Origin of the sequence: Kocuria sp. CPCC 205231 (assembly GCF_040980965.1) — a bacterium.
GTDB classification, from domain to species: Bacteria; Actinomycetota; Actinomycetes; order Actinomycetales; family Micrococcaceae; genus Kocuria; species Kocuria rosea.
In genome coordinates this window covers 54691-81136 of record NZ_JAVKPP010000010.1, presented here as the reverse complement: position 1 = coordinate 81136, position 26446 = coordinate 54691, and the positions used below count along the sequence as shown (strand labels likewise).

22 protein-coding genes and 1 pseudogene are annotated in these 26446 nt (G+C 74.8%); 14 read left to right on the top strand and 9 right to left on the bottom strand.

The window, feature by feature from the left end; all coding sequences use genetic code 11:
- The first annotated feature begins 65 nt into the window (after window positions 1-65).
- The 4 genes from RF640_RS11955 to RF640_RS11940 are packed head-to-tail and all read left to right on the top strand — an operon-like array spanning window position 66 to window position 6287.
- A complete protein-coding gene (locus RF640_RS11955; protein ID WP_017834168.1) occupies window positions 66-2762 on the top strand; it encodes a GNAT family N-acetyltransferase in 2697 nt (898 codons plus the stop codon).
- 15 nt (window positions 2763-2777) lie between these two features.
- On the top strand, window positions 2778-4358 hold the full coding sequence (locus tag RF640_RS11950) for a protein kinase (RefSeq protein WP_368827939.1): 1581 nt from the start codon (window positions 2778-2780) through the stop codon (window positions 4356-4358).
- A gap of 46 nt (window positions 4359-4404) precedes the next feature.
- The gene (locus tag RF640_RS11945) at window positions 4405-5115 is read left to right on the top strand and encodes a DUF5998 family protein (protein ID WP_035924032.1); all 711 of its coding nucleotides are present in this window, start codon (window positions 4405-4407) and stop codon (window positions 5113-5115) included.
- 5 nt (window positions 5116-5120) lie between these two features.
- On the top strand, window positions 5121-6287 hold the full coding sequence (locus RF640_RS11940) for an alkaline phosphatase family protein (protein ID WP_109243803.1): 1167 nt from the start codon (window positions 5121-5123) through the stop codon (window positions 6285-6287).
- 160 nt (window positions 6288-6447) lie between these two features.
- On the opposite strand, the gene RF640_RS11935 is transcribed toward RF640_RS11940, so the two are convergent.
- Together RF640_RS11935 and sepH are read right to left on the bottom strand one after the other, a co-directional pair.
- The gene (locus RF640_RS11935) at window positions 6448-7179 is read right to left on the bottom strand and encodes a hypothetical protein (RefSeq protein WP_368827937.1); all 732 of its coding nucleotides are present in this window, start codon (window positions 7177-7179) and stop codon (window positions 6448-6450) included.
- Window positions 7180-7336: 157 nt separating this feature from the next.
- Window positions 7337-8758, bottom strand: a complete 1422-nt coding sequence (gene sepH / locus RF640_RS11930) for a septation protein SepH (protein ID WP_272027510.1) — start codon at window positions 8756-8758, stop codon at window positions 7337-7339.
- A gap of 298 nt (window positions 8759-9056) precedes the next feature.
- Here sepH and RF640_RS11925 point away from each other — a divergent pair, with 298 nt between their 5' ends.
- Complete coding sequence (locus tag RF640_RS11925) at window positions 9057-9356, top strand: DUF4193 domain-containing protein (RefSeq protein WP_017834172.1); 300 nt, start codon at window positions 9057-9059, stop codon at window positions 9354-9356.
- Between the two features lie 94 nt (window positions 9357-9450).
- Here the strand turns inward: RF640_RS11925 and RF640_RS11920 are convergent, their stop codons facing one another.
- Window positions 9451-9972, bottom strand: coding sequence for a DUF3093 domain-containing protein (locus RF640_RS11920; RefSeq protein ID WP_109222588.1), 522 nt, complete (start codon window positions 9970-9972; stop codon window positions 9451-9453).
- 54 nt (window positions 9973-10026) lie between these two features.
- Here RF640_RS11920 and dut point away from each other — a divergent pair, with 54 nt between their 5' ends.
- The 4 genes from dut (at window position 10027) to RF640_RS11900 (ending at window position 12445) form a co-directional block, all read left to right on the top strand.
- Window positions 10027-10512, top strand: a complete 486-nt coding sequence (gene dut, locus RF640_RS11915) for a dUTP diphosphatase (protein ID WP_017834174.1) — start codon at window positions 10027-10029, stop codon at window positions 10510-10512.
- A gap of 71 nt (window positions 10513-10583) precedes the next feature.
- Window positions 10584-11315 (top strand): DUF3710 domain-containing protein, encoded by a 732-nt coding sequence (locus RF640_RS11910; RefSeq protein WP_249033801.1) that lies wholly within the window; start codon window positions 10584-10586, stop codon window positions 11313-11315.
- 3 nt (window positions 11316-11318) lie between these two features.
- Window positions 11319-11723 carry a hypothetical protein gene (locus RF640_RS11905; RefSeq protein WP_232035311.1) on the top strand — a complete coding sequence of 135 codons (405 nt, stop codon included), beginning with the start codon at window positions 11319-11321 and terminating at the stop codon, window positions 11721-11723.
- Window positions 11720-12445, top strand: a complete 726-nt coding sequence (locus RF640_RS11900) for a DUF3159 domain-containing protein (RefSeq protein ID WP_017834177.1) — start codon at window positions 11720-11722, stop codon at window positions 12443-12445. The genes RF640_RS11905 and RF640_RS11900 overlap by 4 nt, the downstream gene beginning before the upstream one ends.
- Window positions 12446-12460: 15 nt before the next feature.
- Here the strand turns inward: RF640_RS11900 and RF640_RS11895 are convergent, their stop codons facing one another.
- The gene (locus RF640_RS11895; protein ID WP_017834178.1) at window positions 12461-13144 is read right to left on the bottom strand and encodes a TrkA family potassium uptake protein; all 684 of its coding nucleotides are present in this window, start codon (window positions 13142-13144) and stop codon (window positions 12461-12463) included.
- Window positions 13144-13890, bottom strand: coding sequence for a TrkA family potassium uptake protein (locus tag RF640_RS11890; RefSeq protein ID WP_017834179.1), 747 nt, complete (start codon window positions 13888-13890; stop codon window positions 13144-13146). Before RF640_RS11890 ends, RF640_RS11895 begins: the two co-directional genes overlap by 1 nt.
- An 86-nt stretch (window positions 13891-13976) precedes the next feature.
- On the opposite strand from RF640_RS11890, the pseudogene RF640_RS11885 reads away from it, so the two are divergent.
- The 4 genes and pseudogenes from RF640_RS11885 to dxs all read left to right on the top strand — a co-directional run.
- Window positions 13977-15920: pseudogene (locus RF640_RS11885) on the top strand (APC family permease); the annotation flags it as partial.
- Window positions 15897-17327 (top strand): class I SAM-dependent RNA methyltransferase, encoded by a 1431-nt coding sequence (locus RF640_RS11880; RefSeq protein ID WP_368827976.1) that lies wholly within the window; start codon window positions 15897-15899, stop codon window positions 17325-17327. The pseudogene RF640_RS11885 and the gene RF640_RS11880, both read left to right, overlap by 24 nt.
- A gap of 167 nt (window positions 17328-17494) precedes the next feature.
- On the top strand, window positions 17495-20320 hold the full coding sequence (locus RF640_RS11875) for an aconitate hydratase (protein ID WP_109222593.1): 2826 nt from the start codon (window positions 17495-17497) through the stop codon (window positions 20318-20320).
- A 167-nt stretch (window positions 20321-20487) separates the two neighbouring features.
- Window positions 20488-22527, top strand: coding sequence for a 1-deoxy-D-xylulose-5-phosphate synthase (gene dxs / locus RF640_RS11870; RefSeq protein ID WP_017834183.1), 2040 nt, complete (start codon window positions 20488-20490; stop codon window positions 22525-22527).
- Between the two features lie 7 nt (window positions 22528-22534).
- Here the strand turns inward: dxs and RF640_RS11865 are convergent, their stop codons facing one another.
- Complete coding sequence (locus RF640_RS11865; RefSeq protein ID WP_095651020.1) at window positions 22535-22972, bottom strand: Rieske (2Fe-2S) protein; 438 nt, start codon at window positions 22970-22972, stop codon at window positions 22535-22537.
- Window positions 22973-23218: 246 nt separating this feature from the next.
- On the opposite strand from RF640_RS11865, the gene RF640_RS11860 reads away from it, so the two are divergent.
- Window positions 23219-23662 carry a hypothetical protein gene (locus tag RF640_RS11860; protein WP_109222595.1) on the top strand — a complete coding sequence of 148 codons (444 nt, stop codon included), beginning with the start codon at window positions 23219-23221 and terminating at the stop codon, window positions 23660-23662.
- Window positions 23663-23805: 143 nt separating this feature from the next.
- Here the strand turns inward: RF640_RS11860 and RF640_RS11855 are convergent, their stop codons facing one another.
- The 3 genes from RF640_RS11855 to msrB all read right to left on the bottom strand — a co-directional run bounded on the left by RF640_RS11855 (window position 23806) and on the right by msrB (window position 26411).
- Window positions 23806-25101, bottom strand: a complete 1296-nt coding sequence (locus RF640_RS11855; RefSeq protein ID WP_109222596.1) for an HRDC domain-containing protein — start codon at window positions 25099-25101, stop codon at window positions 23806-23808.
- A 103-nt stretch (window positions 25102-25204) separates the two neighbouring features.
- Window positions 25205-25873 (bottom strand): DUF3000 family protein, encoded by a 669-nt coding sequence (locus tag RF640_RS11850; protein ID WP_109222597.1) that lies wholly within the window; start codon window positions 25871-25873, stop codon window positions 25205-25207.
- 103 nt (window positions 25874-25976) lie between these two features.
- Window positions 25977-26411: a peptide-methionine (R)-S-oxide reductase MsrB gene (gene msrB, locus RF640_RS11845; protein WP_017834188.1), complete on the bottom strand. Its 435-nt coding sequence runs from the start codon at window positions 26409-26411 to the stop codon at window positions 25977-25979.
- Window positions 26412-26446: the final 35 nt, after the last annotated feature.

Sequence of the window (26446 nt, the reverse complement as noted above, 5' to 3'; positions counted from 1 at the left end):
GATCGTGCGGGGACGCACCGGGACGCACCGTTGACGGTGCAGGTTTGTCTACTAGCCTGAAGTCTATGGTTCCAGAGACCGCGGACACGGACGACGCCGGGCAGTACCCCGAGTACTGGGAGGCCGACGTCATCCTCCGCGACGGCGCGACGGCGCAGCTGCGCCCGATCTCCCCGGAGGACAAGGACGCGCTCCTGGCCTTCCACCAGTCGCAGTCCGAGAACTCCATCTACCTGCGCTTCTTCTCCTACAAGCCCACCCTCTCCGCCCGGGAGCTGGAGCGGTTCACCCGCGTGGACCACCGGGACCGCGTCTGCTTCGTGCTGGTGCTGGCGGACCGGATCATCGGCGTGGGCCGCTACGACCGCACGGACCGGCACGACGACGCCGAGGTCGCGTTCATGATCTCGGACGCCCACCAGGGGCGGGGCATCGGCTCGATCCTGCTGGAGCACCTCGCCGCGGCCGCGCGCGAGAACGGGATCGACCACTTCTCCGCGGAGGTCCTGCCCGAGAACCGCAAGATGCTCCGCGTGTTCGCGGAGGCGGGCTACGAGCTCACCCGCAAGTTCGACGACGGCGTGGTGGTGGTCGGCTTCGACATCGACCCGACCGAGAAGTCGCTGGCCGTAATGGCCGCGCGGGAGCACCGCGCCGAGGCCCTCTCCATGGCCGACCTCCTCTCCCCGTCCTCGATCGCCGTGATCGGGGCGTCGCGGGACCCCGGCCACGCCGGGCACGCGCTGGTCGAGCACCTCGTCGCCTCCGGGTTCGCCGGCCGGCTCAGCGGGGTGAGCCCCACGCCCTTCGAGCGGGAGGGCATGACCCACGCCACCTCGATCGGGGAGGTCCCCGAGCCCGTGGACCTCGCCGTGGTCGCCGTGCCCGTCGACCAGGTGGCCGACGTCGTGGACCAGTGCGGCGCGGCGGGCGTGCGCGCCGTCGTGGTGGTCACGGGCGGGTACGCCGAGGCCGGCGCGGCGGGCCGGGCCCGGCAGACCGAGCTGGTGCGCCGCGCTCGCTCCTACGGGATGCGCGTGGTCGGCCCGGCGAGCCTGGGCCTCTACAGCACGGCCCCGGAGTCCCGCTTCAACGCCTCCATCCTGCCCACCGTGCCGCGGGAGGGCCCGCTGGGGCTGTTCAGCCAGTCCGGGGCCATCGGCATGATGCTCAACGCGGCCGCGCTGCGCCACGACGTGGGCGTGTCCACGTACCTCTCCGCCGGCAACCGGGCCGACGTCTCCGGCAACGACATGATGCAGTACTGGGAGGACGACGCCGCGACCCGCGCGTGCGGGCTCTACCTGCAGTCCGTGGGCAACCCGCGCAAGTTCTCTCGGATCGCCCGCCGGCTGTCCCTGACCAAGCCCGTGATCGTGGCCAAGAGCGAGGTCACCGGTCTCCGGCTGCCGCCCGGCCACACCGGGCGCACCACCCAGGCCCCGCCGGGGGCCCTGGACGCGATGTTCCGGCAGGCCGGCGTGATCCGCGCGGACACGAGCGAGCACCTCATGGACGTGGCCGGGATCCTCGCCGGCCAGCCCCTGCCCGCGGGCGCCCGCACGGCCCTCGTCTCCAACGCGCTGGCCCTGGGCCAGCTCATGGAGGACCGGTGCATGCAGCTGGGGCTGGACGTCGCGGTGACCCAGGCGGGGGTCCGGACCGCGGACGGCGGGGAGGACGCCCTCGAGGCGCTGCGGGCGGCCGTCGACAGCTGCCTCGGCGCCGAGGCCGTCGACTCCGCCGTGGTCACGCTGATGCCGATCCCGGGCGCCACGCCGGAGCGCGTGGCCGAGCTCGTGGGCCGGGTGGGGCGGGAGCACGGCAAGACCGTGGTGGTCGTCTTCACGGGCAGCACCGAGCCCGGAGCGGTCTCCGCCCTGCACCACGCCGAGGACGGACTGGACGTGCCCTGCTTCGACTCCCCGGGGGCGGCCCTGCGCGCGCTCGCCAAGGTCGTGGACTACACCCGGTGGCGCGCCCAGGACCAGGGCAGCCTCGCCGAGCCGAAGGGCATCGACGCGGAGGCGGCGGAGACCTTCGTGGAGAAGATCCTGCCCAGCGTCACCGGCGACGAGCTGCTCGAGCTGGACGGGGACCAGGCGCGGGAGCTGCTGGAGACCTACGGGGTGGGCCTGCTGCCCAGCGAGCGGTTCACCGATCCCGAGGACGCCCTGGCCGCCGCCGACCGGCTCGGCTACCCCGTGGCCCTCAAGACCACCGACCCCAACCTCCGGCACCGCCTGGACCTGGGCGGCGTGCAGCTCAACATCCAGGACGACGCGCAGCTGCGGGCGGCCATCGAGACCATGCACCGGGCGCTCGCCCCCTTCGGCACCTTCGACCTCGAGGTGCAGGCCATGGCCCCCACCGGCCAGTCGGTGGTGCTCCGGGCCATCGAGGACCCCCTGATCGGCCCCGTGGTCTCGTTCGGGATGGCGGGGGACGCGGTGAACCTCCTCGAGGACTGGGCCCACCGGGTCCCGCCGCTCACCGACCAGGACGTGCGGCGGATGGTCCGCGAGCCCAAGGCCTCGCGCAAGCTCTTCGGCCACCAGGGGGTCCCGGCCGCGGACGTCGACCGGCTCGAGGACCTCGTCGCCCGGGTGGCGCTGCTCAAGGACCGGCACCCCGAGATCGCCCGCGTGGAGCTGAACCCCGTGCTCGTCTCCAGCGGCTCCGTGACCGTGCTGGGGGCCTCGGTCGGCATCGGCAACGCCCGGCAGCGGACGGACAGCGCGCGCCGGGCCATGCGCAGCTAGGCGGGCCCGGACTTCGTGGCGGACACCATAGCCGGTCGGTACACCCTCATCGACCCCATCGCGCGCGGCGGCAGCGGCTCCGTGTGGCGGGCCTGGGACGGCCGGCTCCAGCAGCTGTGCGCGGCCAAGGTGCTGCGCCAGCGCGACTCCGCGGACCTGCTGCGCTTCGCGCGGGAGCAGTCGGTGAAGCTGGACCACCCGCACGTGCTCGCCCCCTACGGGTGGGCCGCGGAGGACGCGCACGTGGTCATCGCGATGCCCCTCGTGCACGGCGGCACCCTGGAGTCCGCGCTGCTCGACAACGGGGCCGCCTCGGTGGAGCTGACCGAGGAGGTTCTCGCCCAGCTGCTCCAGGCCCTGCAGTTCGTGCACGCCCAGGGCTGGGTGCACCGGGACGTGAAGCCGGGCAACCTCATGCTGGACAGCACCGGGACGGGCCGCCCCCACGTCCTCCTCTCCGACTTCGGCATCGCCGTGCGCGTCCAGGACGCCCGGCTGACCCGGACGGGCACCGTGGTGGGCACGCCCGGCTACCTGCCCCCGGAGGCCTACGAGCTCACCGACCCGAACCCCGCGCAGGACCTCTACGCGGCGGGCATCACCGCGCTGCGGATGCTCGACCCCTCGCTGGAGCCGCAGGAGAGCCTGGGGCCCAACGATGCGCGCGCCGTGGTGGGGGAGCAGGGCGACCTCGCGGAGCACCTCGCCGCCCTCCTCACCCCGGACCCCGCCCAGCGCCGCGACGCGGCCGTCACCGTGCTCCACGAGCTCACCGCGGGAGCGGCGAGACGGCGCTTCGACCCTGCCCGCACCCGGGACGGCGAGCCGTTCGAGGTCTTCGACGTCCTCGAGCCGCTGCCGGAGCCGTGGGCGAGCCGGGTGCTGACCGGGTGGGACGGCACGGAGGGGACGGACGGGACGACCGGCGCCGGGCTCGGCGGCGGAGCCGCCGCGGGCGCGGAGGCCGGCGGCCGGTTCCCGGACGGCCCCGACACCCTGGACGCCGGCTCCGGGAGCACCGACTCCGCCGGCACCGCTCCCGGCAGCACCGGGCAGCGGACGGCCGGGACCACGGTGGGCGGCGGCGGGCTGGCCGACGCCGGCGGCGCCGGCAGCGGGAGAACCGGTGCCGGGGGAGTCGACACCGGGGGAGTCCACACCGGGTCGGGCGACGACGAGGTGCCGGACCCTGCCGGGTCCGGGCGCGACGGCTCCGGGCACGGCGGGTCCGGCGACGGCGACGGCGGGGGCACCGGGAACGACCCCGGCCGGGACCGGGCGGGCCGCCGGCCCGCCGGGGGGAGGGCCACGGAGGCGCTCCCGCGGCCGGCGCGGACCGGGCGGCGCCGCGGCGGCCGAGCCGTGACCGGCGTGTTCGTGGTCCTCGTGGGGATGACTGCGCTGCTGAGCGGATATCTGCTGCTCGATCCCCTGGGCTCCGCGGAGCGGGTGCCCGGTCCCGGGAGCTCGCCCACGGTCACGCGCAGCGCCGACACGACCCCGAGCCCGGCGCCGGAGGAGAGCCCCGTGGTGCTGGAACGGGTCTGCGAGGACGTGGGCGGCGGGGAGGAGCGGTGCTACTTCCGGGTGCCCTGAGGGCCCGTGTTGGGCACTGGCGCGGCCGTGGGGGAAAATGGCCCCCATGACGTATTCAGGTGAGCGCGGCCAGCGGCTGGTCGAGGACATCAACAAGGCCGGCTTCTACCCGCAGCTGGTGATCGACGTGGTCCAGGACTCCCTGGACGGCCGGTCCCCGGTCTCCCACCTCGTGCAGCTGGAGACCCACATCGACCGGACGGAGGTGCACCGCCACACCACCGTGCTGGTGCTCGCCGAGGACGTGCTGCACGTGACGCACGTGGACGACGAGGAGTTCGACGAGGGCGGCCGGGACGTGGTGGCACGGGTCTCCACGGAGACGGTCGGCATCTCGCAGATCCGCTCGGTCACGCTGAGCTACTCGTACTACCAGCCGGCCAACTACCGGCCGGACAGCCCGATCTCCGAGGTGACGCTCGCCATCGCGTGGACGGGCACCCTGCACGTGGACCTGGCGCCCGCACTGTGCGAGGACCCCCAGTGCCAGGCCGACCACGGCTACACCGGCACGGCCGCCCGGGAGGACATCGTGCTGCGGATCAGCGCGGAGGCCGACGGCCCGACCGCCGTGGAGGGCGCGCGGGAGTTCGCGCGCACACTGCGCCGGGCCAACCTCTCCCCGCTGACCGACGGCGCGCAGATCGCCCAGCCGGCCCACGGGCGCACGCCGGCTCCGCGGCGGGCGGCCGCCGCCACACCGCGCACCCGGTTCACCGACCGGTTCACCGGCCGGGACAGCGGCGCCGCCCGGTGAGGGCGGTGCAGGAGGTCCTGGCCGCGCTGCCCGCCGACCTGCCGGGGCCGCCGCGCTACGGCAGCCGCTCGGTCGCGGAGGTCATGTCCTCGGCCGCGGCGTCCCTGGGCGTGCCCGGCTTCCGGGACGCGCTGGGGCTGCCCGCCGCCCGGAGGGTCGTCGTCGTCATGGTGGACGGCCTGGGACGGGCCCAGCTGCGGGCCCGCGCCGGGCACGCCCCGGGCCTGGCCGGCGCGCAGGGCCTGGCCACCCTGGACGCGGCGTTCCCCACGACCACGGCGGCCTCGCTGGCGTCCCTCGGCACGGGCGCGGCCCCCGGGGCGCACGGACTCGTGGGCTACGACGTGCTGGACCCCGACCGGGACCGGGTCGTGAACCAGCTCGGCGGCTGGGACGCCGCCGTGGACCCCCGGGCGTGGCAGCCGCTGCCCACGGTGCTCGAGCGCGCCGCCGAGCACGTGGACGTGGTCACGGTCAGCCGGCAGCGCTTCGCCGGCTCCGGGCTCACCGACGCGGCCCTGCGCGGGGGCCGGTTCGTGGCCGCGGAGGGGCCGGCCGCGCGGGTCAGCACCGCACTCGACCAGCTCGCGGCGGGACGCGACGCCCTCATGTACTTCTACTGGGACGAGCTCGACCGCACCGGCCATGCCCGGGGCTGGGAGTCCTGGGAGTGGACGGCCCAGCTCGAGGAGCTCGACGCGTCGCTGCGCCGTCTGGTCGCGCGCGTGCCGGCCGGCACCACGGTGCTGGTGACCGGTGACCACGGCATGGTGGACGTCCCGCGGGACGCGCGCGTCGACTTCTCCGAGCTCCCGGGGCTGCTGGACGGTGTCCGGCACACGGCCGGCGAGCCCCGCGCGGTGCAGCTGCACCTGGAGCCGGACGCGACGGCGCAGGACGTCCGGGCGCTCGTGGCCGCCTGGCGGGAGCAGTTCGGGTCCCGCGTGTGGATCCTCTCCCGGGAGGCGGCCCTCGACGCGGGCTACTTCGGCCCGCCGGCGCTCGTGCGCGACGCGGTGCGCGGGCGCATCGGCGACCTCCTCGTGCTGGGGCGGGAGCCCCTGGCGCTGTTCGACCTGGGCCGGGTCCGCCCGAGCGTCCTGTCCATGGTCGGCCAGCACGGCTCGCTGACGCGCGCCGAGCGGGAGGTCCCGCTGCTGCGCCTGGCCTGAGCGCCCGCCCACCGCGAGCCGGCGCAGGGACGCCGCGACCGGGGTGCCGGGTCGGGTGGGCCGTCACGGGGCCGCCGCGCCGGACGAGCCGCCACGGGGCCGCCGCGCAGCGCGGCGATCCGGCTGCCGCGCCGGGTGGACCGCGGCCGGGGGATTGCGCTCAGGGTGCTGGCGAGGCGTCCTCGGCCGCGTCCTCCGTGGTGGCCCCCTCGGTCCCCGCCTCTGCGGCGGCCGGGCCGGCGTCCTCCTCGGCCGCGTCCTCCTCGTCCGGGTCGACGTCCTCCGCGCCGGCCTCGTCGTCCTTCGCGGGCGCTCCCGGGGTGGTCGGACCGGGATCCGCCGGGGCCGGTGCGGACGGGGCCGGCGCCGGGGGCGCGGGGACCACGGGCTGCGGCGGGACCGGGGCGGGCACCACGGGTTCGGGCACGACGGGCTCGGGGACCACGGGTGCCGGGGGGACGTACGGCGCCGGGGGCGCCACGGGCTCCGGGGCCGGGGGTGGCGGTGCCGGCTCCTCCGCCGAGGGGCTCGGCGTGGGGGAGGGCGTGCGCGAGCGCGACGGCGTGGGCGACGCGGTGGGCGTGCTGGTGCGCGTGGCGGACGGCGAGCTGGTCACCGCAGGGGCCGGGGTGAACTCGGCCTCCCGGCCGGCGCCGAAGAGGTCGCGACCGACGCCGCCCAGGTAGAGCGCACCCGCGCCGACCAGGACCACGAGCACGACCGCGCCGAGGACCAGCCCGGCGACGAACCGTCCCGGCCCGGAGCCGCGGACCAGCTCGGCCGGCGCCTCCGGAGCGGCGGAGGCGCCGCGGACACCGGGGTCGCCGGGGTCCGCGGCTGCGGCGTCGCGCTCGTCGTCCCCGAAGAGGTCGTCCTGGATGGAATTGCCCATGTCGTGCTGCCCCTGACGTGGTGTCGTCCGTCCGGGCCGCGCGCGGGATGGGGGAGCGCACGAGCCCGGAGGGACGGCGCGGAGCCGTCCCCTGCTGCGTGCACTCTAGCGTGTGCCGGGCCGGCGGCGCCGGACGGCGCGCACCGGCGCCGGGGGCTCAGTCGGACGAGCTGCCGAAGACGATCTCGTCCCAGCTGGGCACCGAGGACCGCGCGGGGCGCCGTGCCTTGGCGGTCTTGTTGCGCGGGCGGGGCCGTTCGGGCGCGGTCTCCTCGGCGGGGCCGGAGTCCTCGGGCTCCTCGCCGGGGACCGCGGGGGCCGGGCCGGCGGAGCGGTCGCCCCGGACGTCGTCGTCCCGGGAGCTCCCGGTCGCGGAGTCCTGGGTCGCGGAGCCCTGGGGCGCGGAGTCCTGGGCGGCGGAGTCCCCGGCCGCGGGCGCCTCGTCCCGGGAGGCGGCGGTGTCCGGTCGCGCCGCGGACCGCTCGGTGCCGTCGTCGACGCCCCGCTCCCGTCCGGCCTCCGAAGCCCTCTCCTGAACGGTGTCCCGGGCGCCGGCGCGAGCGGCGGGCGCAGCGGGCGCGGTGGGCTCGACGACGGGATCGTCGGCGGGCTGCACGGTGGCGGGCCCGTCCGTCCGGGGCGCGGGCTCACCGGCCGGTGCCGGCTCCGGCGCGGGACCCGGCTCGGGGAACCGGGTGGCCGGCTGGAAGGGGCGGTCGAAGACGGAGCTGTCCTCGGGTGCGGCCAGGGGGCGGGGCCGCCGCTCGACGTGCCCCATGCCGCGGCCCAGGATCTCGGCGAGGGCGTCGTCCCCCTCGGCGTCCTCCCCGATGCGCTGCCCGCGGCGGGCCTGCAGGACGTCGAGCAGGTCGTCGGCCTCCACGGCGGACCGGCGCAGCTGCGTGAGCTCGGGGTCGAGGCCACCGTCCAGGACGCCGAGGCCCGTGCCGAGCGGCGTGTCCGGGGTGCCGGCCTCCGTGAGGGCCTCCGCCCACGCGTTCGTGGGACGGACGCTCTGGTTCGCGGGGTTGTAGAGCCACTCGGCCAGCGGCTCGTCGTGGGCGGGCGCGGCGGCGCGGTCGACCACGGAGAACCGGGCGACCACCGCCCACAGGTGGTCCTCCCGCTGCCAGGAGTCCCACTCGAGGGAGGAGGGGTCCACCCCGAGGTCGGCGGCCCGGTGGGCGACGGCGCGGCCCAGGGTGAGGGGTTCGCCCTCGAAGACGGAGTGGTAGCCGCGGTGCGCGGAGCGGTCCTCGATCTCGACCTTCTGGGCCTCGGTGGCGATGTGGGCGCGCTCGGCGAGGATCGGCCACTCGTAGCGGCGGACCCGGGAGGCCTCCCACCCGCTCTCGGCCACGATCTCCTCGACCGTGGCCCCGGAGCGGAACCGGGCCTGGATCTCACGCGGCCCGAACTGGCCCGTTCCCCGCTGGCGGGCGCCCGGCAGCCGCCGGGCGCGCTGGACGGCCAGGCGCAGCTCCTGGTCGATCCGCAACAGGTGGCGGGTGCCTGCCTCGTCCTCGACGACCAGGTGCTCACCGTCGTCGTGCACACCTGCCAGGCGCAACTGCTCCATGCTGTCATTCCTCCGGGTGGTTCTCGGGTGCGCTCGGGGTCGTCGAGCGGGCGCTGCGGGGCGGGTCCGTCGGTCGCGGCCGACGTGCCGGCCCGGACCTGCCCCAATCCTACTGGCCGTCGCGCGCCCCGGCCGGAGGCCGCCCGCGGACGGGCCCGGCCGCGTGTTCGCGGGCCCGGGACGGGGTTGGATTTTTGCCCACGGATGGTGAACAATCTACGCGACACAGAGCCCGGAGGGCGGCGCACAGCCGTGCCGGAGCCCGCCCTCGGACCCCGCATTGGAGCGAAGACCGGACATGGCCACTGATTACGACGCGCCGCGCAAGCAGGAGGACGAGCTCAAGGAGGACTCGATCGAGGAGCTGCAGACGCGCCGCACCGATGCGCAGTCCGGCACCGTCGACGAGGACGAGGCGGCCGCGGCCGAGAGCTTCGAGCTGCCGGGCGCGGACCTCTCCAACGAGGAGCTGTCCGTCGTCGTGCTGCCGGCCCAGGAGGACGAGTTCACCTGCGGCTCGTGCTTCCTGGTGCGCCACCGCTCCCAGATCGCCGAGGAGCGGGGCGGGGTCAAGTACTGCGTCGAGTGCGTGGGCTGAGCCCCGCAGGGCCGAGCTCGTCCGGAGGACCGGAAGAACCCCGTCGCGACGGTCGTCGCGGCGGGGTTCTTCCGTGCGGTGGCGGCGGGCGCGCTCACGGGCGCGCGGACAGCACCTCGACGATCCGCTCCGGGTGCCGGGTGGAGGTGAGCCAGTACGGCGTGGGGTCCACGGGGTCGGTGATCCGGATCCGCACCACCGGGCCCACGGACGCCCGGAAGTTCATGAAGGCCCGCCCGTCCAGCTCGGGGCCGCGGACCCGGCGGACGTCGTCGCCGCGGAAGGCCTCGGCCTCGCCCACGAACCGTCGCTCGATGCGGGCCCGGCCGACCTGCAGGGACTCGCCGGTGACGACGATGGTGGTGCTGGAGGCGACGAGGGCCACGGCCGCGCCGCCGCCGACCACGACGGCCGCCGCTCCGGCCACCCACGGGTCGATGGGGGCGAGCGCGACGAGGGCGACGACGCCGGCGAAGAGCACGAGCAGCCACATCCACCACGCGGGGGTGAGCTTCTCCTGGTAGAGGATCTCGGCGCCGGGCCGCTCGGAGGAGGACCGGCGGGGTTCGCGGGGGCCGTCGGCCGGGGACGCACTGGAGGACGCAGGACGGGACATGCCTCTAGCGTCTCACGACTGCGCCCGGGGTCCGGCGCGTTAGAGTGGGGCACTGTGAACGACCAGTCGACAGGCCACCGGCCGCCGTCGGGCAACGGGCGCCCGCTCAGCATCGCGCTGCAGGCCCTCGACCCGGACCTTCCCCTGCCCGTGTACGCGAAGCCCGGAGACGCGGGCGCCGACCTGCGCTCGCGCGAGGACGTGGTCCTCGGCCCCGGTCAGCGGGCCCTGGTGCCCACGGGGGTGGCGATCGCGCTGCCCGAGGGGTACGCCGGATTCGTGCACCCCCGCTCGGGGCTGGCGGCCCGGCACGGGATCACGGTGGTCAACGCCCCGGGCACGGTGGACTCCGGCTACCGGGGCGAGATCATGGTCACCCTGCTCAACACGGACGGCGCCGAGCCCTTCACCGTCCGCCGCGGCGACCGCATCGCCCAGCTCGTCGTCCAGCGCGTCGAGCAGGCCGTCTTCGAGCTCGTCGACGTGCTGCCCGGCTCGGCGCGCGGCGGGACGGGGTTCGGCTCCAGCGGCACCGCCTGAATCCACGAGCAGACCCCCCACGAGCTCACGCCAAGAGCCGGCACCGCGTGCCGGCGGAGGAGAACGACACCATGTTCGGTCGCAAGAAGAAGAAGGCCGCGGCGCAGGACGCCGCCCCGCAGCAGCCGGAGGCCGCGCCGAGCGCGGAGGACGCCGCGGCGGCGCGGCGGCGCGAGCCGCAGGGCCCGCTCGACGTCTCCCAGGTGGAGGACCGGGACGGCTACCTCGATCTCGGCGCCGTGCTCGTGCGTCCCCGCCCGGGGCTGGGGGTGCGGCTCGAGGTGGACGAGCGCACGCAGCGCCCCCGTGCCGTCGCCCTCGACCTCGACGGCGGCTCGGTCCAGGTCCAGGCGTTCGCCGCGCCCCGCTCCGAGGGGCTGTGGGACGAGGTCCGCCGCGAGCTGGTGCAGTCGCTGCGCTCGAGCAACGGCGAGCCGACGGTCGAGGAGGGCCCGTTCGGGCTCCAGGTCGTCACCCGCTTCCCCGCCACCGCCTCCGACGGGACCCGCGGCTTCCGCCTCGCCCGCTTCGTGGGCGTCGACGGGCCGCGCTGGTTCGTGCGGGCCGTGTTCACGGGCACCGCCGCGGTGACCGCGGAGTCGGCCGCGGCCCTCGACGAGGTCGTGCGCGAGCTCGTGGTGGTGCGCGGCGACCGGCCCATGCCCCCCCGCGAGCTGCTGACGCTGGTCGTGCCCGAGGACGCGGTCCGTTCCCCCGTCCCGGACACGGAGCCTGAGCCGGAGCCGGCGCCGGAGCCCGTGCGGCCGCCGCGGCGCGGACCCGAGATCACCGAGATCGGCTGAGCCGTGACGAGAACAGGCACCGGCGAGTTCCGGCCGACACCGGGGACCGGGTCCATCGACGTGGTCGCCGAGGCGCCCGTGTGCGCGGGCGACCTCGACCCCTCGACCGCCGCCGGGAGCCGGCGCCGGGTGATGGCGACCGGTCTCGTGGTGGAGGTGACCGTGCCCCCGGTGACCGGCGCGCAGAACTACACCGCCCTGCTCGCCCCGGACTGCCCGCAGGCGCCGGGGGACGAGGGCGTGACCGCCCCCCGGCCGCTGCGCCTCGTGTGGCACGGCCAGCGCACCGTGCCGGGCGTCACCGCGGGGACGCGGCTGCGCTGCGTGGGCGTGGTGAGCTTCCGGGACGGGCGCCCCTCGATGTTCAACCCGCGCTACGAGATCATCGCGAAGCAGGTCAGCAGATGACGGATCCCCAGGAGCCCGGCAGCGCCGCGGACGGTCCGGGGCGCGGCCACGACGTGGAGCGCTCGATGGCCGCCTACGCCGCGCGCTCGGGCATGCGCCGCAAGGACAACGGGCAGCTCGACGTGCTGCACGCCGTCGGCGGCTGGCGCGGTCTGGCCGAGACGATCCTGCCGGGCTTCGTGTTCCTCGCCGTGCTGCTCGTCGGCAACACCCTCGGGGTCGCGCTCGCCGCGTCCCTGGGCACGGCCGCCCTGTTCACCGTGCTGCGCCTGGTCCAGCGCCAGAGCCTGGTCCAGGCCGTGTCCGGGTTCGTGGGCGTGGGCGTCTGCGCGCTGTTCGCGCGGGCCACCGGCGAGGCGCTGGACTACTACGTCCCCGGCTTCTGGATCAACGCGGCCTGGTTCGCGGGCCTGGGCGCGTCCCTGCTCCTGCGCTGGCCGCTGCTCGGCGTCTTCTACGGCTACATCCGCGGGGAGGGCGCGCAGTGGCGCGACGTCCCGGTGCGCCGTCGCGCCTACCAGGTGGCCACGGTCATGCTGATGGCGATGTTCGCGGCCCGCCTGCTCGTGCAGGTGCCCCTGTACTTCGCGGAGAACCTCACCGGCCTGGGCGTGGCGCGGCTGGTCATGGGCGTGCCGCTGTACGCGCTGACCCTGTGGCTCGCCTGGCTCGTCTCCCGGCCCCCGGAGCAGATCGCCGCCCAGGAGCAGGACACCCCCTGAGGCCCCGGCCCGCGCTCAGCTCCGGTGCGGCTCGTGCCGGCCGGCCGTCGTGAACATCGCGCGCAGCTGCGCCTCGCCCTCCGTGGTGGAGACGAAGAACAGCTGGTCGGCGCCCTCCACCACGTCGTCCCCCGAGGGGGTGATGGGCACCCCGTCGCGCAGGATGGCCACGAGGGTCACGTCCGGCGGCCACGGCACCTGGGAGACCATCGTGGCGATGATGGGGTGCTCGTGCGGCACCGTGTAGGCGGAGAGGGTCGCCCCGCCCGTCTGCAGGGTCAGCAGGCGCACCACGTCGCCCACCTCGACCGCCTCCTCCACGAGCGCGGTCATCAGCCGCGGCGTGGACACGGCCACGTCCACCCCCCACGCGTCGTCGAAGAGCCACTCGTTCTTCGGGTTGTTGACCCGGCCCACCGTGCGGGGCACGCCGAACTCGCTGCGCGCCAGGAGGGAGACCACCAGGTTCGCCTTGTCGTCGCCCGTGGCGGCGACGACGACGTCGGTCTCCTCCAGCCCGCCCTCCCGCAGCGTGGAGAGCTCGCAGGCGTCACCGATGATCCACTGGGCCCCGCGCAGGTCCGAGCGGCCGATGACCTCGGGCTTCTCGTCGAAGATCACCACCTCGTGCTGGTGGGACAGCAGCTCCCGGGCGATCGAGGCGCCCACGGCGCCCGCGCCCACGATGACCACGCGCATCAGGATCCTCCCCGGGAGGTGTCGTCGGAGCCGGGCGCGTCGTCGGACTCCCGGCGCAGGGAGTTGGCGAAGTCGAGCACGTCCGGGCCGGGCGGGCGGGACAGGACGCGGGACACGGCCTCGACGTCGTCGGTGCGCATCATGGCGTGGACCACGTCCCCCTGCTGGTAGCTCATGTCGGGACCGGGCAGCACGCCCTCCCCGAAGCGCGTCACGAACGCGATCCGCACCCCCGTGGCCTCCTGGATCGCGTCCAGGTGCAGCCCGGACCACGAGTCGTCCAGGGACAGCTCGCCCAGCTGCAGCCGTCCCGAGGCCTCGCGGAAGTCGGCCGTGATCGTCTGCTCGGGCAGGATCCGGCGCAGCGCCTGGTCGGCGCTCCAGCGCACGGCGGCGACGGTGGGGATCCCCAGCCGCTGGTAGAACTCCGCCCGGGAGGGGTCGTAGATGCGGGCCACCACGTGGCGGACCTTGAACGTCTCGCGCGCCACGCGCGCCGCGATGATGTTGGAGTTGTCCCCGCTCGAGACGGCCGCGAAGGCGTAGGCCTCCTCGATCCCGGCCCGGCGCAGCACCTCCTGGTCGAAGCCGAGGCCGGTGACCTTCTTGCCCTCGAAGGACTTGCGCAGCCGCCGGAAGGCGCGGTCGTCCTGGTCGATCACCGCCACGGTGTGCCCGGAGTCCTCGAGGGTGTGGGCGACCATCACGCCGACGCGCCCCACTCCCATGATCACGAAATGCGCCATGCGTCCCAGCCTAGGTCACCCCGGGGGGCGCGGCCCGCACGGGGCGCGGCGGACAATCGGTGCGGGACGGACTACCGTGGGGAGCCGTGCAGAGCATTCCCCGGGCGCTGAGGCGAGCCCTCGTCGGCAAGCCCATCCACAACGAGCGGTTCAGCGACGCCGTGCTGCCCAAGCGCACGGCGCTGCCGGTGTTCTCGGCGGACGCCCTCTCCTCGGTGGCCTACGCCCCCGACGAGATCATCCTCACCCTCGCGCTCGCGGGGACCACCGCCGTGGCGGTCTCCCCGTGGGTGGGCCTGGCCGTGCTCGTGGTGCTCACCGTGGTGATCACCGCCTACCGGCAGAACGTGCGCGCCTACCCCTCCGGCGGCGGCGACTACGAGATCGTCTCCAAGAACCTCGGCCGCACCGCGGGGGTGGGCGTGGGCGCGGCCCTGATGGCCGACTACGCCCTCGTCGTGGCGGTGTCCATGGCCACCGCCGCCCAGTACGTCACCGCGGCGCTGCCCGCGCTCGCCGGGCGGCGGGTGGAGCTGGCCGTGGCCGGGATCCTCTTCGTGGGGCTGCTCAACCTGCGCGGGCTGAAGTTCATGGGCCGGGCCGCGGCCGTGCCCACCTACTTCTTCCTCGCGGTCCTGACCGCGCTGCTGCTCGTGGGCCTGGGCCAGGACCTCACCGGCTCCCTGGGGGACGCCCCCAGCGCCGGCCGGGAGGTCCTGCCCGCCGCCGGCTTCGACGCGGGGCTGGCCGGTCTCGCGGGCGCCCTGCTGGTGCTGCGGGCCTTCTCCTCCGGGGCCGTGGCACTGACCGGCGTGGAGACCATCACCAACTCGGTGCCCTACTTCCGCAAGCCCCGCGCCGCCAACGCCGCGGCCACCCTGGGCGTGCTCGGGGCGATCTCGGCGGCCCTGCTGGCCGGGGTGCTGTACCTCGCGGACCGCACGGACGTCGTGGTCGTCGGCGACCCGGAGGAGCAGCTGCTCGTCGAGGGCCGGCTCCCCGGCCCCGACTTCTTCCAGGACCCCGTGCTGGGCCAGCTCGCGAAGACCGTCTTCGGCACCGACTCCCTGTGGTTCTTCGTGCTCGTCGCCGCGACGGTGGGCGTGCTGATCCTCGCCGCGAACACCGCCTTCTCCGGCTTCCCCACGCTGGCGTCCCGGCTGGCGCGCGACGCCTTCCTGCCCCGGCAGCTGCAGGCGCGCGGGGACCGCTTCGCGTTCACCAACGGCATCCTGCTGCTGCTGCTCGTCGCCGTGGTGCTCACCGTGGCGTTCGGGGCCAACGTCAACAGCCTCATCCAGCTCTACATCGTGGGCGTGTTCGTCTCCTTCACGCTCACCCAGGCCGGCATGGTCCGGCACTGGGCGCGCGTCCGGCGGATGCGCCCGCACCCCGGGGTCCGCCGCGAGCTGTTCGTGCGCCGGGCCGTGGCCCTGGTCGCCTTCGTGCTGTGCGCGGCGGTCCTCGTCGTCGTCCTGGTCACCAAGCTCACCCAGGGCGCGTGGATCACCATCGTGGCCATCGTGGTCCTCAGCGCGGTCATGGCGGGGGTCCGGCGGCACTACGACGCCGTGGACGCCGAGCTCGCGCTGCAGCCCGACTCCCCGGTCCGGGCCCTGCCCTCGCGGGTGCACGCCATCATCTACGTCTCCTCCGTCCGCAAGCCCCTCATGCGCGCCCTGGCCTACGCCCGGGCGTCCCGGCCCTCGACCCTCGAGGCCGTCGTCGTGGACACGAACGCCGCCGCCACCCGCCGGATCCTCGACGAGTGGCGCCGCCTCGAGATCCCGGTGCCCGTCACCGTGCTCCACGCGCCCTACCGGGACACCATCGGCCCGGTCCTCGACCACGTGCGCGGGGTGCGCCGCAAGTCGCCCCGGGACCTGGTCGTGGTGTACCTGCCCGAGTACGTCGTGCGGCACCGGTGGGAGCGGCTGCTGCACAACCAGGCCATCCGGCCGCTGCGGGCCCGCCTGCACCAGGAGCGCGGGGTCATGACGGCCTCCGTGCCCTGGCACCTGTCCTCCGCCTCCGGCCAGGACACGGGCCCCGCCGAGCCCGCCGCCCCCGTCGAGCTCGAGCTGCGCCTGGGCCTCGTCGCCCACGGCGGCCACACCGTGGCCCGCACCGGCGAGGGCCGCGTGGTGTTCGTCCGCCACGGCCTGCCCGGCGAGCTCGTCCGCGTCCGCCTCACCGACAGCGGCCCCGAGGCCCGGTTCTGGCGCGGCGACGTCGTGGCCGTCCTCGAGGCGGACCCCCACCGGCGGACCGAGCACGTGTGGGCCCCGGCCGACCCCCTGCTGACCTGGCGGCGCGGCGAGCCGCCCGTCGGCGGCGCGGAGTTCGGCCACGCCGAGCTGGAGGCCCAGCGCGCCCTCAAGGCCGCCGTGGTCACCGAGCAGCTCACCCGCCTGGCCGGGCTCGAGACCGAGCTCGTCGTCGAGGCCGTGCCGGGGGAGGACCCGCAGGGCCGCGGCTGGCGCACCCGGGCGCACTTCGCGGTCGACCCCGCGGGGCGGATCGGGATGCACCCCCACCGCAGCGCGGCCGTCGTCCCGGTGGACGGCTTCCCGCTCGTGGTCCCCGCCATCGACGCCCTGCGGCTCGGGCGGCTCGACCTGCGCGGGGCGGAACGGGTCGACGTCGCGGCCCCCGCCGACGGCGGGACGCCGCTGGTGCACCTGAGCCTGGCCGCCGGGGCCGACCTGCACCGGCTGCGCCGCGAGCTGGCACGGCTCACCGCGGACCAGGACGTCTCCGTCACCGCCCGCGCCGAGGGGCAGCGCGAGCCCGAGACGTGGGCGGGCCGGCCGTCGGTCGCCGAGCACGTGGGTCCGCACCGGTGGGAGGTCTCCGCCGAGGGGTTCTGGCAGATCCACCGCGCCGCCCCCGCCCTGCTGCACCGGGAGGTGCCCGCGGCCGCCGCGGCGCGCCCCGGGGAGCACGCCCTCGACCTCTACGCCGGCGCCGGACTGTTCACGGCCGCGCTCGCGGACGCCGTGGGGGAGACGGGCACGGTCCTGGCCGTCGAGGGCTCGCCGGTCACCAGCGCCGACGCCCGCCGCGCCTTCGCCGGCCGGCCGGGGGTCCGTGTCGAGCGCGGGAGCGTCGACAAGGTGCTCGCCCGGACCTGGCCGCAGGCGGCGCCGGCCCGTGGCCGCCGGCCGGCGCGGGGCGGCCGCCCGGCCCGGAGCGGCGCGGCCCGCCCCGACGTCGTGGTCCTGGACCCGCCCCGGGCGGGCGCCGGGCGGACCGTCGTGGACCAGCTCGTGGCGCTGGCCCCGCGCCGGATCGTCTACCTCGCGTGCGACCCGGCCACGCTGGCGCGGGACCTGGGCCGGTTCCGCCGCGCCGGGTGGCACGTGCAGTCGGTGCGCGCCTTCGACATGTACCCGAACACCCACCACGTCGAGACGCTGGCGGTCCTGGAGCCCTGACGGACGCCGCCGCCCGCTGCGTGACGGCGACCGCCGGGAGTCGTTCGGAGTCACCGGGCTCACACGGGCTACACTGGCGGATGACTGTTCACGGGAGAACCTCCGGCCCTTCGCCGGTGTCCTCCCGCGGGCGTTTCCAAGACGGTGGCGAGAGGAGTTCCACGCATATGAGCACAGTGGACAGCTTCGGGGCCAAGGGCGTACTCGACGTCAAAGGCACCGAATACGAGATTTTCCGACTGAACACGCTGGAGGGTGCGCAGAAGCTCCCGTACAGCCTGAAGGTTCTGCTCGAGAACCTGTTGCGCACCGAGGACGGCGCCAACATCACCTCCGAGCACATCGAGGCCCTGGCCAACTGGGACCCCACGGCCGAGCCCAGCATCGAGATCCAGTTCACCCCGGGTCGCGTGATCATGCAGGACTTCACGGGCGTGCCCTGCATCGTGGACCTCGCGACGATGCGCGAGGCCATCGCGGACCTCGGCGGCGACCCCGCCCGCGTGAACCCGCTCGCCCCGGCCGAGCTCGTGATCGACCACTCCGTGCAGATCGACTCCTTCGGGACCTCGGACTCGATCGGGATCAACATGGACATCGAGTACCAGCGCAACGGGGAGCGCTACCAGTTCCTGCGCTGGGGCCAGACGGCGTTCGACGACTTCAAGGTCGTCCCCCCGGGCATGGGCATCGTCCACCAGGTGAACATCGAGAACCTGGCGCGCGTCGTGATGACCCGCGAGGTCGACGGCGTGCTGCGCGCCTACCCGGACACCTGCGTGGGCACCGACTCGCACACCACCATGGAGAACGGGCTCGGCGTGCTCGGCTGGGGCGTGGGCGGCATCGAGGCCGAGGCCGCGATGCTCGGCCAGCCCATCTCCATGCTCATCCCGCGCGTGGTCGGCTTCAAGCTGACGGGCCAGATCCCGTCCGGGGCCACCGCCACCGACGTGGTGCTGACCATCACCGAGATGCTCCGCGAGCACGGCGTGGTCGGCAAGTTCGTCGAGTTCTACGGCGAGGGCGTCGGCGCCGTGCCCCTGGCCAACCGCGCCACCATCGGCAACATGAGCCCCGAGTTCGGCTCCACCGCCGCGATCTTCCCGATCGACGACGTCACCCTCGAGTACCTGCGCCTGACCGGCCGCTCCGACGAGCAGATCGACCTCGTCGAGGCGTACGTCAAGGAACAGGGCATGTGGCACGACCCGTCCGAGGAGATCACCTTCTCGGAGTACCTCGAGCTGGACCTCTCCACCGTGGTCCCCTCGATCTCCGGGCCGAAGCGGCCGCAGGACCGCATCTCGCTCACCGACGCGAAGGCGCAGTTCCACGAGGACATCAAGAACTACGCCACGCACGTCGACGACAACGCCTCCGGCGACACCGTGGACGACGTCGCGGCGCAGTCCTTCCCGGCCTCGGACGCCCCCGGCTACACCGCGGACGACCACCAGTCGGAGGCGGACCGCCCGCGCGAGCACCACGCCTACGCCGAGGACGGCCGCCCGAGCAAGCAGGTCCCCGTGACCATGCCCGACGGCCGCGAGTTCGAGCTCGACCACGGCGCGGTGTCCATCGCGTCGATCACCTCGTGCACCAACACCTCGAACCCGTCGGTCATGATGGCCGCGGCGGTGCTGGCGCGCAACGCCGTCGAGAAGGGGCTCAAGGCCAAGCCCTGGGTCAAGACCTCGATCGCCCCGGGCTCGAAGGTCGTCACCGACTACTACGAGAAGTCCGGTCTGGTGCCGGCGCTCGAGGAGCTCGGCTTCTTCATCGTGGGCTACGGCTGCACCACCTGCATCGGCAACTCCGGTCCCCTCGAGGACGAGATCTCCCAGGCCATCCAGGACAACGACCTGGCCGTGACCTCGGTGCTCTCCGGCAACCGCAACTTCGAGGGCCGCATCAACCCGGACGTGAAGATGAACTACCTGGCGTCCCCGCCGCTGGTCATCGCCTACGCCCTGGCCGGCAACATGGACTTCGACTTCGAGAGCGAGTCCCTGGGCCAGGACGCCGACGGCAACGAGGTCTACCTCAAGGACATCTGGCCGGACCCGGCCGAGGTGCAGAAGATCATCGACGCGTCCATCGACACGGAGATGTTCACCCGCGAGTACGGCACCATCTTCGACGGCGACGAGCGCTGGCAGAACCTGGACACCCCCACCGGAAAGACGTTCGAGTGGAACCCCGAGTCCACCTACGTCCGCAAGCCCCCGTACTTCGAGGGCATGACGATGGAGACGACCCCGGTCGAGGACATCACGGGCGCCCGCGTGCTGCTGAAGCTGGGCGACTCGGTCACGACCGACCACATCTCCCCGGCGGGCTCGTTCAAGTCCGACACCCCGGCCGGCAAGTACCTCATCGAGAACGGGGTCCAGCGCAAGGACTTCAACTCGTACGGCTCCCGCCGCGGCAACCACGAGGTCATGATCCGCGGCACCTTCGCCAACATCCGGATCAAGAACCAGCTCCTGGACGGCGTGGAGGGCGGCTTCACCCGGGACTTCACGCAGGAGGGCGGCCCGCAGGCCGCCGTCTACGACGCCTCGATCAACTACCAGGAGGCCGGCGTCCCGCTGGTCGTGCTGGGCGGCAAGGAGTACGGCTCCGGGTCCTCCCGCGACTGGGCCGCGAAGGGCACCTCCCTGCTGGGCGTCAAGGCCGTCATCGCCGAGAGCTACGAGCGCATCCACCGCTCGAACCTCATCGGCATGGGCGTGCTCCCGCTGCAGTACCCGGCCGGGGAGTCCGCGGACTCCCTCGGCCTGGAGGGCACGGAGACCTTCGACATCCAGGGCGTGACCGGGCTCAACGAGGGCACCACCCCGAAGACGCTCAAGGTCACCGCCACGAAGGAGGACGGCTCCACCGTCGAGTTCGACGCGGTCCTGCGCATCGACACGCCGGGCGAGGCGGACTACTACCGCAACGGCGGCATCCTGCAGTACGTGCTCAGGAACATCGCGAAGTCCTGATCCCAGGGCGTTCGCAGCACGCAGGGGCCCGGTCCGGGAACGGACCGGGCCCCTGCGCGTCGTCGGCCCTGTCGGGGCGAACGAGTAGGATCGGGGGAGCGCGCCGCCCCGGCCCCCCGGGACCGACGGCGCGAGCGACCACGACGCCGAGGACTGCGGGAGAAACCATGAGCGTGCTGGAGCGGGTGTCCGGGCCCGAGGACCTCGCGGGACTGAGCCGCGCGGAGCTGGGCCGGCTGGCCGAGGAGATCCGCGAGTTCCTCGTCACCCACGTCTCCGCGACGGGCGGCCACCTGGGACCCAACCTGGGCGTCGTCGAGCTGACCCTCGCGGTGCACCGGGTCTTCGACTCGCCCAAGGACTCCGTCGTCTTCGACACCGGGCACCAGTCCTACGTGCACAAGCTGCTCACCGGCCGCAAGAACTTCGAGACCCTGCGCCAGGAGGGCGGTCTCGCCGGCTACCCGGACCGGCGCGAGTCGGAGCACGACATCGTCGAGTCCTCCCACGCGTCCTCCTCCCTGTCCTGGGCCGACGGCATCTCGCGCGGCTACGCGATGACCGGTCAGCACGACCGGCACACGGTGGTGCTGGTGGGGGACGGGGCGCTCACCGGCGGGATGGCCTGGGAGGCCGTCAACAACATCGCCTCCGACCGCGACCGCAAGGTCGTCATCGTGGTCAACGACAACGGCCGCTCCTACGCCCCGACCGTCGGCGGGTTCGCCAACCACCTCGCGGAGCTCCAGGCCAGCGTGCAGCAGGGCGTGGACGCCGTGCGCACCGACCGCCGCTACGAGCAGACCCTCGAGACCGTGAAGGACCTGCTGAAGCACTCCGGCCCCGTCGGGGAGATGTTCTACCGCGGTCTGCACGGGATGAAGCAGGGCATCAAGGACGTCGTGGTGCCCCAGGGCATCTTCGAGGACCTCGGCATGAAGTACGTCGGCCCCGTCGACGGGCACGACCTCGAGGCCGTCGAGCAGGCCCTGGGCAACGCCAAGAACTACGGCGGGCCGGTCATCGTGCACGCGATCACCGAGAAGGGCCACGGCTACGGGCCCGCCACCGCGAACGTGGACGACCAGTTCCACGCCGTGGGCGTCATCGACCCCGTCACCGGCCGCTCCACGGCCACGAGCTCCGAGCGCAGCTGGACGGCCGTGTTCCGCGACGAGATCGCCCGGATCGCCGACGAGCGCGAGGACGTCGTCGGCATCACCGGCGCCATGCTCATCCCCGTGGGGCTGCAGAAGATGCAGGCCGCCCACCCCGACCGGGTCGTGGACGTGGGCATCGCCGAGCAGCACGCCATCGCCATGGCCGCCGGCATGGCCTACGGCGGCCTCCACCCCGTGGTGGCCCTCTACGCGACGTTCCTCAACCGCGGCTTCGACCAGCTCCTCATGGACGTGGCGCTGCACCGGGCCGGCGTCACGGTCGTCCTCGACCGGGCCGGGGTCACCGGCCCGGACGGCCCCAGCCACCACGGCATGTGGGACCTCGCGCTGCTCCAGATCGTGCCCGGGCTCCACCTGGCCGCACCGCGCGACGAGCCCACCCTGACCGAGGAGCTGCGCGAGGCGGTGGCCGTCGACGACGCCCCCACCGTCATCCGGTACCCCAAGGGCGCCGTGGGCGCCCCCGTCCCGGCCGTCGAGCGGCTGGCGGACGGGGTGGACGTGCTCGCGCGCCGCGGCGGCGAGAGCGGGACCGAGGGCGCCCGCCGGGACGTCCTGCTCGTGTCCGTCGGCGCCATGAGCGCTCTGGCGCTGGACGTGGCCGACCGGCTCGAGGCCCACGGCGTCACCTCCACCGTGGTCGACCCCCGCTGGGTGCTGCCCGTGCCGGCCTCGGTCATCGAGCTCGCCGCCCAGCACCGGATCGTGGTGGTCGTCGAGGACGGCGTGCGCGCCGGCGGGATCGGCTCCCGGATCCGCCAGGAGATGCGGGCGGCGGGCGTCGACACCGCCCTCAACGAGGTGGGGCTGCCCACGGAGTTCCTCCTGCACGGCTCCCGCTCCCAGGTCCTCGCGCGGGTCGGCCTGACCGCCCAGCGCGTCGCCCAGGACACGCTGGCCTCCGTGCTCGGCACCCGGGTGCCCTACGCGCGCCCGGTGCAGGGCGCGGCCGCCGGCCAGGGTGCCGTGCCCGACACGGCCGAGGACGCCCGCGGGGCGTCGCTGCCGCGGTCGCACCGGGGCTGAGCCCCGCTCAGCCGAGCAGGATCCGCCCGTCCGCCACGCTCGCGGGGTACGGCTCCAGCCCGGACTCGGCGGGTCCGGCCAGGACCTCGCCGGTCGTCAGGTCGAACTGCGAGGAGTGGCACGGGCAGACGTAGAGCTCCTCCTGCGGGGCCACCATGCACCCCTGGTGCGGGCACACGGGGGAGAACGCGACGACCGTGTCCGGGTCCGGGCGGCTCACGACGGCCTGCACGCCGTCCCGGTCGAACTTCACCGCTGAGCCCACCGGCAGGTCCTCGAGGGCGCCCGCGTCCACGGGGCCGGACGCTGCGGGGGCGGGGCCGCCGCCCGTCGACGGCGGGGCGTCGGCGGCGCACGCGGTGAGCGCCGCGGTCGAGCCGGCCCCGGCCAGGCCGAGGACCGTGCGCCGGGACGGGGCGGACGGGGTGGTCGGGCGCTCGGGCATCGGGGTCCTCTCGACGGCGGGGTGCGGGTCCGCCGTCAGTCTAGGCGCCGGGCCCCACCCCCGGGTGCTGCCTGCCCGAGGGCGCCCCGTGCGGTGATCGCTGTGAGCGGAGCCGCACGGGGCCGGTGTCCGCCGCGCCGGTTCATCAGTAGGATGATGAAGACATCAGTCAGCGGGACGGGCCGTGCACGACCGGCTCGTCCTCGGGCCCGGCCGCCGCGCCGGGACGGACGGAAGGACAGCACCATGATCAAGCGACTCATCTTCGTCACCGGATTCGGGGTCGGCTTCGTGGTCGGCTCGGCCTCGGGCCGCAAGAGCTACGAGGCCCTCAAGCAGAACGCCGTGAAGACGTGGCACGACCCCAAGGTCCAGGAGAAGGTCTCCGAGGGCACCGACTGGGTGAAGTCCGAGGTGCCCGTGGTCGGCGGGAAGCTGGCCGACAGCGCCAAGAAGGCCGCCGACACGGTGGGCACCAAGGCCGCCGACGCCTCCTCGTCCGTCAAGGAGAAGGTCTCCGGGTCCTCGGCCGGCACGGAATCCTCCAGCGGTGCCGCCGCCACCGGGGCTTCGACCGCCGGGACCTCGACCACTGGTTACGCCGATCTGCAGGACGCGAAGCCGGTGACCCCGGAGAGCCCCCTGGACCCGGCCGAGCCGCACCCGGCCCCCGGCGACACGCAGCACTGACCCGCCGGCGCCCGCCCGCAGCACCGCGGCCGCAGCACCGTTGACGCAGGACGCGGGCCGCGGGGCGAGCGGAGCCCGGCCCGCACAGGAGGAAGGGCCCCGGCCGTCGGCCGGGGCCCTTCCTCCGTCCCCGGGGGAGCGGCTCACGCTGCGGGCTCGTCCTCGTCCCCGGCCGGCGGCTGGTCGCGCTCCACCTGGCGCGCCGCGCGCTTGCGGGCCCGCAGCTCCCGCCAGGCCGGGCCGAGGACCGGGGCCGTCAGCTCGACCTGCCACCGGCGCGCCCCGAGGTCCCGCAGGCGGTCCGCCACCGCCTGGTCGGTGGTGCTCTTCGGCGGCTGCCAGCAGAAGCGCCGCAGGTGCTCGGGGGTGAGCAGGTTCTCGGTGGGCAGCTCGTGCGCCTCGGCGAGCTCGGCCACGAGCGGCTTCAGGACCCGCAGCCGTGCTGCGGCCTCGGGGCGCTTGACCTCCCACGCCTTCACGGGCGGCAGGGCGTCGGACTTCACGGTGAAGGGGACGAGCTCCGTGGCCGTGCGGGCCTCGGCGATCGCCCGCAGCCACCGGGGCGCCTCCCGCGCCGCGAGCCGGCCGTGGAAGCCGGGGGTGTCGAGGAGCTGCGGCACGGTGCGCGGCATGGCGGCCGCGGCGGCGACCAGGGCGGCGTCGGGCAGCAGCCGGCCGGGGGCGACGTCCTTGTGCTGGGCGAGCCGCTCCCGCTCCTCCCACAGCCCGCGCAGCGCGGTGAGCTGGCGCCGGCCCTTCACCTTGTTGATCCCCGACGTCCGGCGCCACGGGTCCTGGCGCGGGGGAGCGGGCTCGGCGGTGCGCACGGCCTCGAACTCCTGGAGCGCCCAGTCCAGCTTGCCCTTCTCCCGCAGCAGCTCCTCCATGGCCCAGCGCAGCTGGATGAGCATCTCCACGTCGAGCGCGGCGTAGTTCAGCCAGTCCCTCGGCAGGGGCCGCTTCGACCAGTCCACGGCGGAGTGCTCCTTGGCCAGCGTGTAGCCCAGCAGCTCCTCCGTCTCCGCGGCCAGGCCCACGCGCCGGAGCCCGGCGATGCGCCCGCCCAGCTCGGTGTCGAAGAGCCGGTCCGGCTCCATGCCGAGGGCGCGCAGGGAGGGCAGGTCCTGGGTGGCGGCGTGCAGCACCCACTCGACGCCGGAGAGCGCCTCGCCCAGCACGGCCAGCGAACCGGTGGCCTCCGGGTCGATCAGCACGGTGCCCACGCCCTCGCGCCGCAGCTGCACGAGGAAGGCGCGCTGCCCGTAGCGGAAGCCCGACGCCCGCTCGGTGTCGATCGCCGCCGGGCCGGAGCCCGCGGCGACGGCGGCGGCGGCCCGCTCCAGTCCTGCCACGGTGTCGATGACGGGAGGGATCCCGTCGAACGGCGCCGCGAGGTGGACGCTGTCGGGGATCTCGAAGTCCTCGAAGCCGGCGACCACGGGGGTCGAGGGCTCGTCGGGCGCGGATCGGCGGTCGGCTGGGCTGGTCAAGGAGCGTCTTCGATTCTGTGTCGGCCCCGGCGGGGCGCGGTCGGTTCGGTGGTCAGCGGCGCGGGTGCAGCACGGTCACGCCCCGGGGGTACGGCGGCAGGCCCGCGAAGGTGCAGACCGTGTCGGCCCAGGCCGCCAGGTGCGGTGCCACGTCGGAGCCGTCGGGCGTCCAGGAGGCCCGCAGCTCGACGTCGGCCCCCTCCTCCTGGTCGCCGAGCAGACCGAAGCCCTCGGCGAGGACCCGGGACGCGGTGCCGCCCTCCCGAGAATATCCGGCCCGGTGGCGTTCCAGGGCCTCGAGGAGCCAGGTCCACGCGTTCGCGCCCGCCGTGTCGTCGCAGCCGATCTCGCGGCTCGCGGCCGCGCGGGCCCAGGTGACGATGCGGAACGGTCCGCCCCACGCCGTCGGCTCGGACGGGTCGTGCAGGAGCACGAAGCGTCCCGTGGCGAGCTCGTCCTCCGGGGCGCCGGGCGCCCGGCCCGGGACGGCGGCCGCGCCGGCGTCCTGCGCCGCTGCCGGACCGGCCGTGAGGGCCGGGGCGCGGGACGGTGCGGGCGGTCGCCGCACCTCGGCGCGCACCGCGGCCGCGAACGGCGCGAGGTGCGTCGGGGCCGGGATCGCCGTGAGCTCGACGCCCTCCCGGTGGCCGGTGCGGCGCAGCTGCTCGAGGGCGTCCTGGAAGTCCTGGTACACCTCGGTCAGGCCGTTCACCGCGCTCACACTGGAAGGGTAGGCCGTCGGGGCGTCCCGGCCCCTCGTGCCACGCCGCGAGCGCGCGATCGGCGTGGTCCCGGTCACCCCGGTCCCGTCCGGGCGGGACCGCTCAGGAGCCGGCGGGCACGAGGCGGACGGAGACGGAGTTGATGCAGTACCGGAGATCCGTGGGGGTCGGGAAGCCCTCGCCGCCGAAGACGTGGCCCATGTGCGAGTCGCAGGCGGCGCACCGGACCTCCACCCGCTCCATGCCCAGGGCGGTGTCCTTGATGTAGCGGACCCGGTCCTCGGCCAGCGGCGCGTAGAAGGAGGGCCAGCCGCAATGCGCGTCGAACTTGGTGTCGGAGCGGAAGAGCTCCGCCCCGCACGCGCGGCACTCGTAGACGCCCTCGGCCTTCGTCTCCCAGTACTCGCCGGTGAAGGGCCGCTCCGTGCCCGCCTCGCGCAGCACGTGGTACTCCTCCGGGGACAGGATGGAGCGCCAGTCCTCCTCGGTCCGTCCGGTGGCGTCGGGGCGGTCGCCGTGCCTGGTGGTCTCGCTCATGGTGTGATCCTCCGGGATGTGGTCGGTGCTCCGGG

What these genes read in the sequence shown, in the direction of transcription:
- RF640_RS11925 (WP_017834172.1), top strand. Translation starts at nt 9,057, where the DNA reads ATGGCCACTGATTACGACGCGCCGCGCAAGCAGGAGGACGAGCTCAAG.
- RF640_RS11860 (WP_109222595.1), top strand. Translation starts at nt 23,219, where the DNA reads ATGATCAAGCGACTCATCTTCGTCACCGGATTCGGGGTCGGCTTCGTG.
- RF640_RS11920 (WP_109222588.1), bottom strand. Translation starts at nt 9,972, where the DNA reads ATGTCCCGTCCTGCGTCCTCCAGTGCGTCCCCGGCCGACGGCCCCCGC.
- RF640_RS11875 (WP_109222593.1), top strand. Translation starts at nt 17,495, where the DNA reads ATGAGCACAGTGGACAGCTTCGGGGCCAAGGGCGTACTCGACGTCAAA.
- RF640_RS11935 (WP_368827937.1), bottom strand. Translation starts at nt 7,179, where the DNA reads ATGGGCAATTCCATCCAGGACGACCTCTTCGGGGACGACGAGCGCGAC.
- RF640_RS11900 (WP_017834177.1), top strand. Translation starts at nt 11,720, where the DNA reads ATGACGGATCCCCAGGAGCCCGGCAGCGCCGCGGACGGTCCGGGGCGC.
- msrB (WP_017834188.1), bottom strand. Translation starts at nt 26,411, where the DNA reads ATGAGCGAGACCACCAGGCACGGCGACCGCCCCGACGCCACCGGACGG.
- dxs (WP_017834183.1), top strand. Translation starts at nt 20,488, where the DNA reads ATGAGCGTGCTGGAGCGGGTGTCCGGGCCCGAGGACCTCGCGGGACTG.
- RF640_RS11955 (WP_017834168.1), top strand. Translation starts at nt 66, where the DNA reads ATGGTTCCAGAGACCGCGGACACGGACGACGCCGGGCAGTACCCCGAG.
- RF640_RS11895 (WP_017834178.1), bottom strand. Translation starts at nt 13,144, where the DNA reads ATGCGCGTGGTCATCGTGGGCGCGGGCGCCGTGGGCGCCTCGATCGCC.
- RF640_RS11865 (WP_095651020.1), bottom strand. Translation starts at nt 22,972, where the DNA reads ATGCCCGAGCGCCCGACCACCCCGTCCGCCCCGTCCCGGCGCACGGTC.
- RF640_RS11945 (WP_035924032.1), top strand. Translation starts at nt 4,405, where the DNA reads ATGACGTATTCAGGTGAGCGCGGCCAGCGGCTGGTCGAGGACATCAAC.
- RF640_RS11910 (WP_249033801.1), top strand. Translation starts at nt 10,584, where the DNA reads ATGTTCGGTCGCAAGAAGAAGAAGGCCGCGGCGCAGGACGCCGCCCCG.
- RF640_RS11890 (WP_017834179.1), bottom strand. Translation starts at nt 13,890, where the DNA reads ATGGCGCATTTCGTGATCATGGGAGTGGGGCGCGTCGGCGTGATGGTC.
- sepH (WP_272027510.1), bottom strand. Translation starts at nt 8,758, where the DNA reads ATGGAGCAGTTGCGCCTGGCAGGTGTGCACGACGACGGTGAGCACCTG.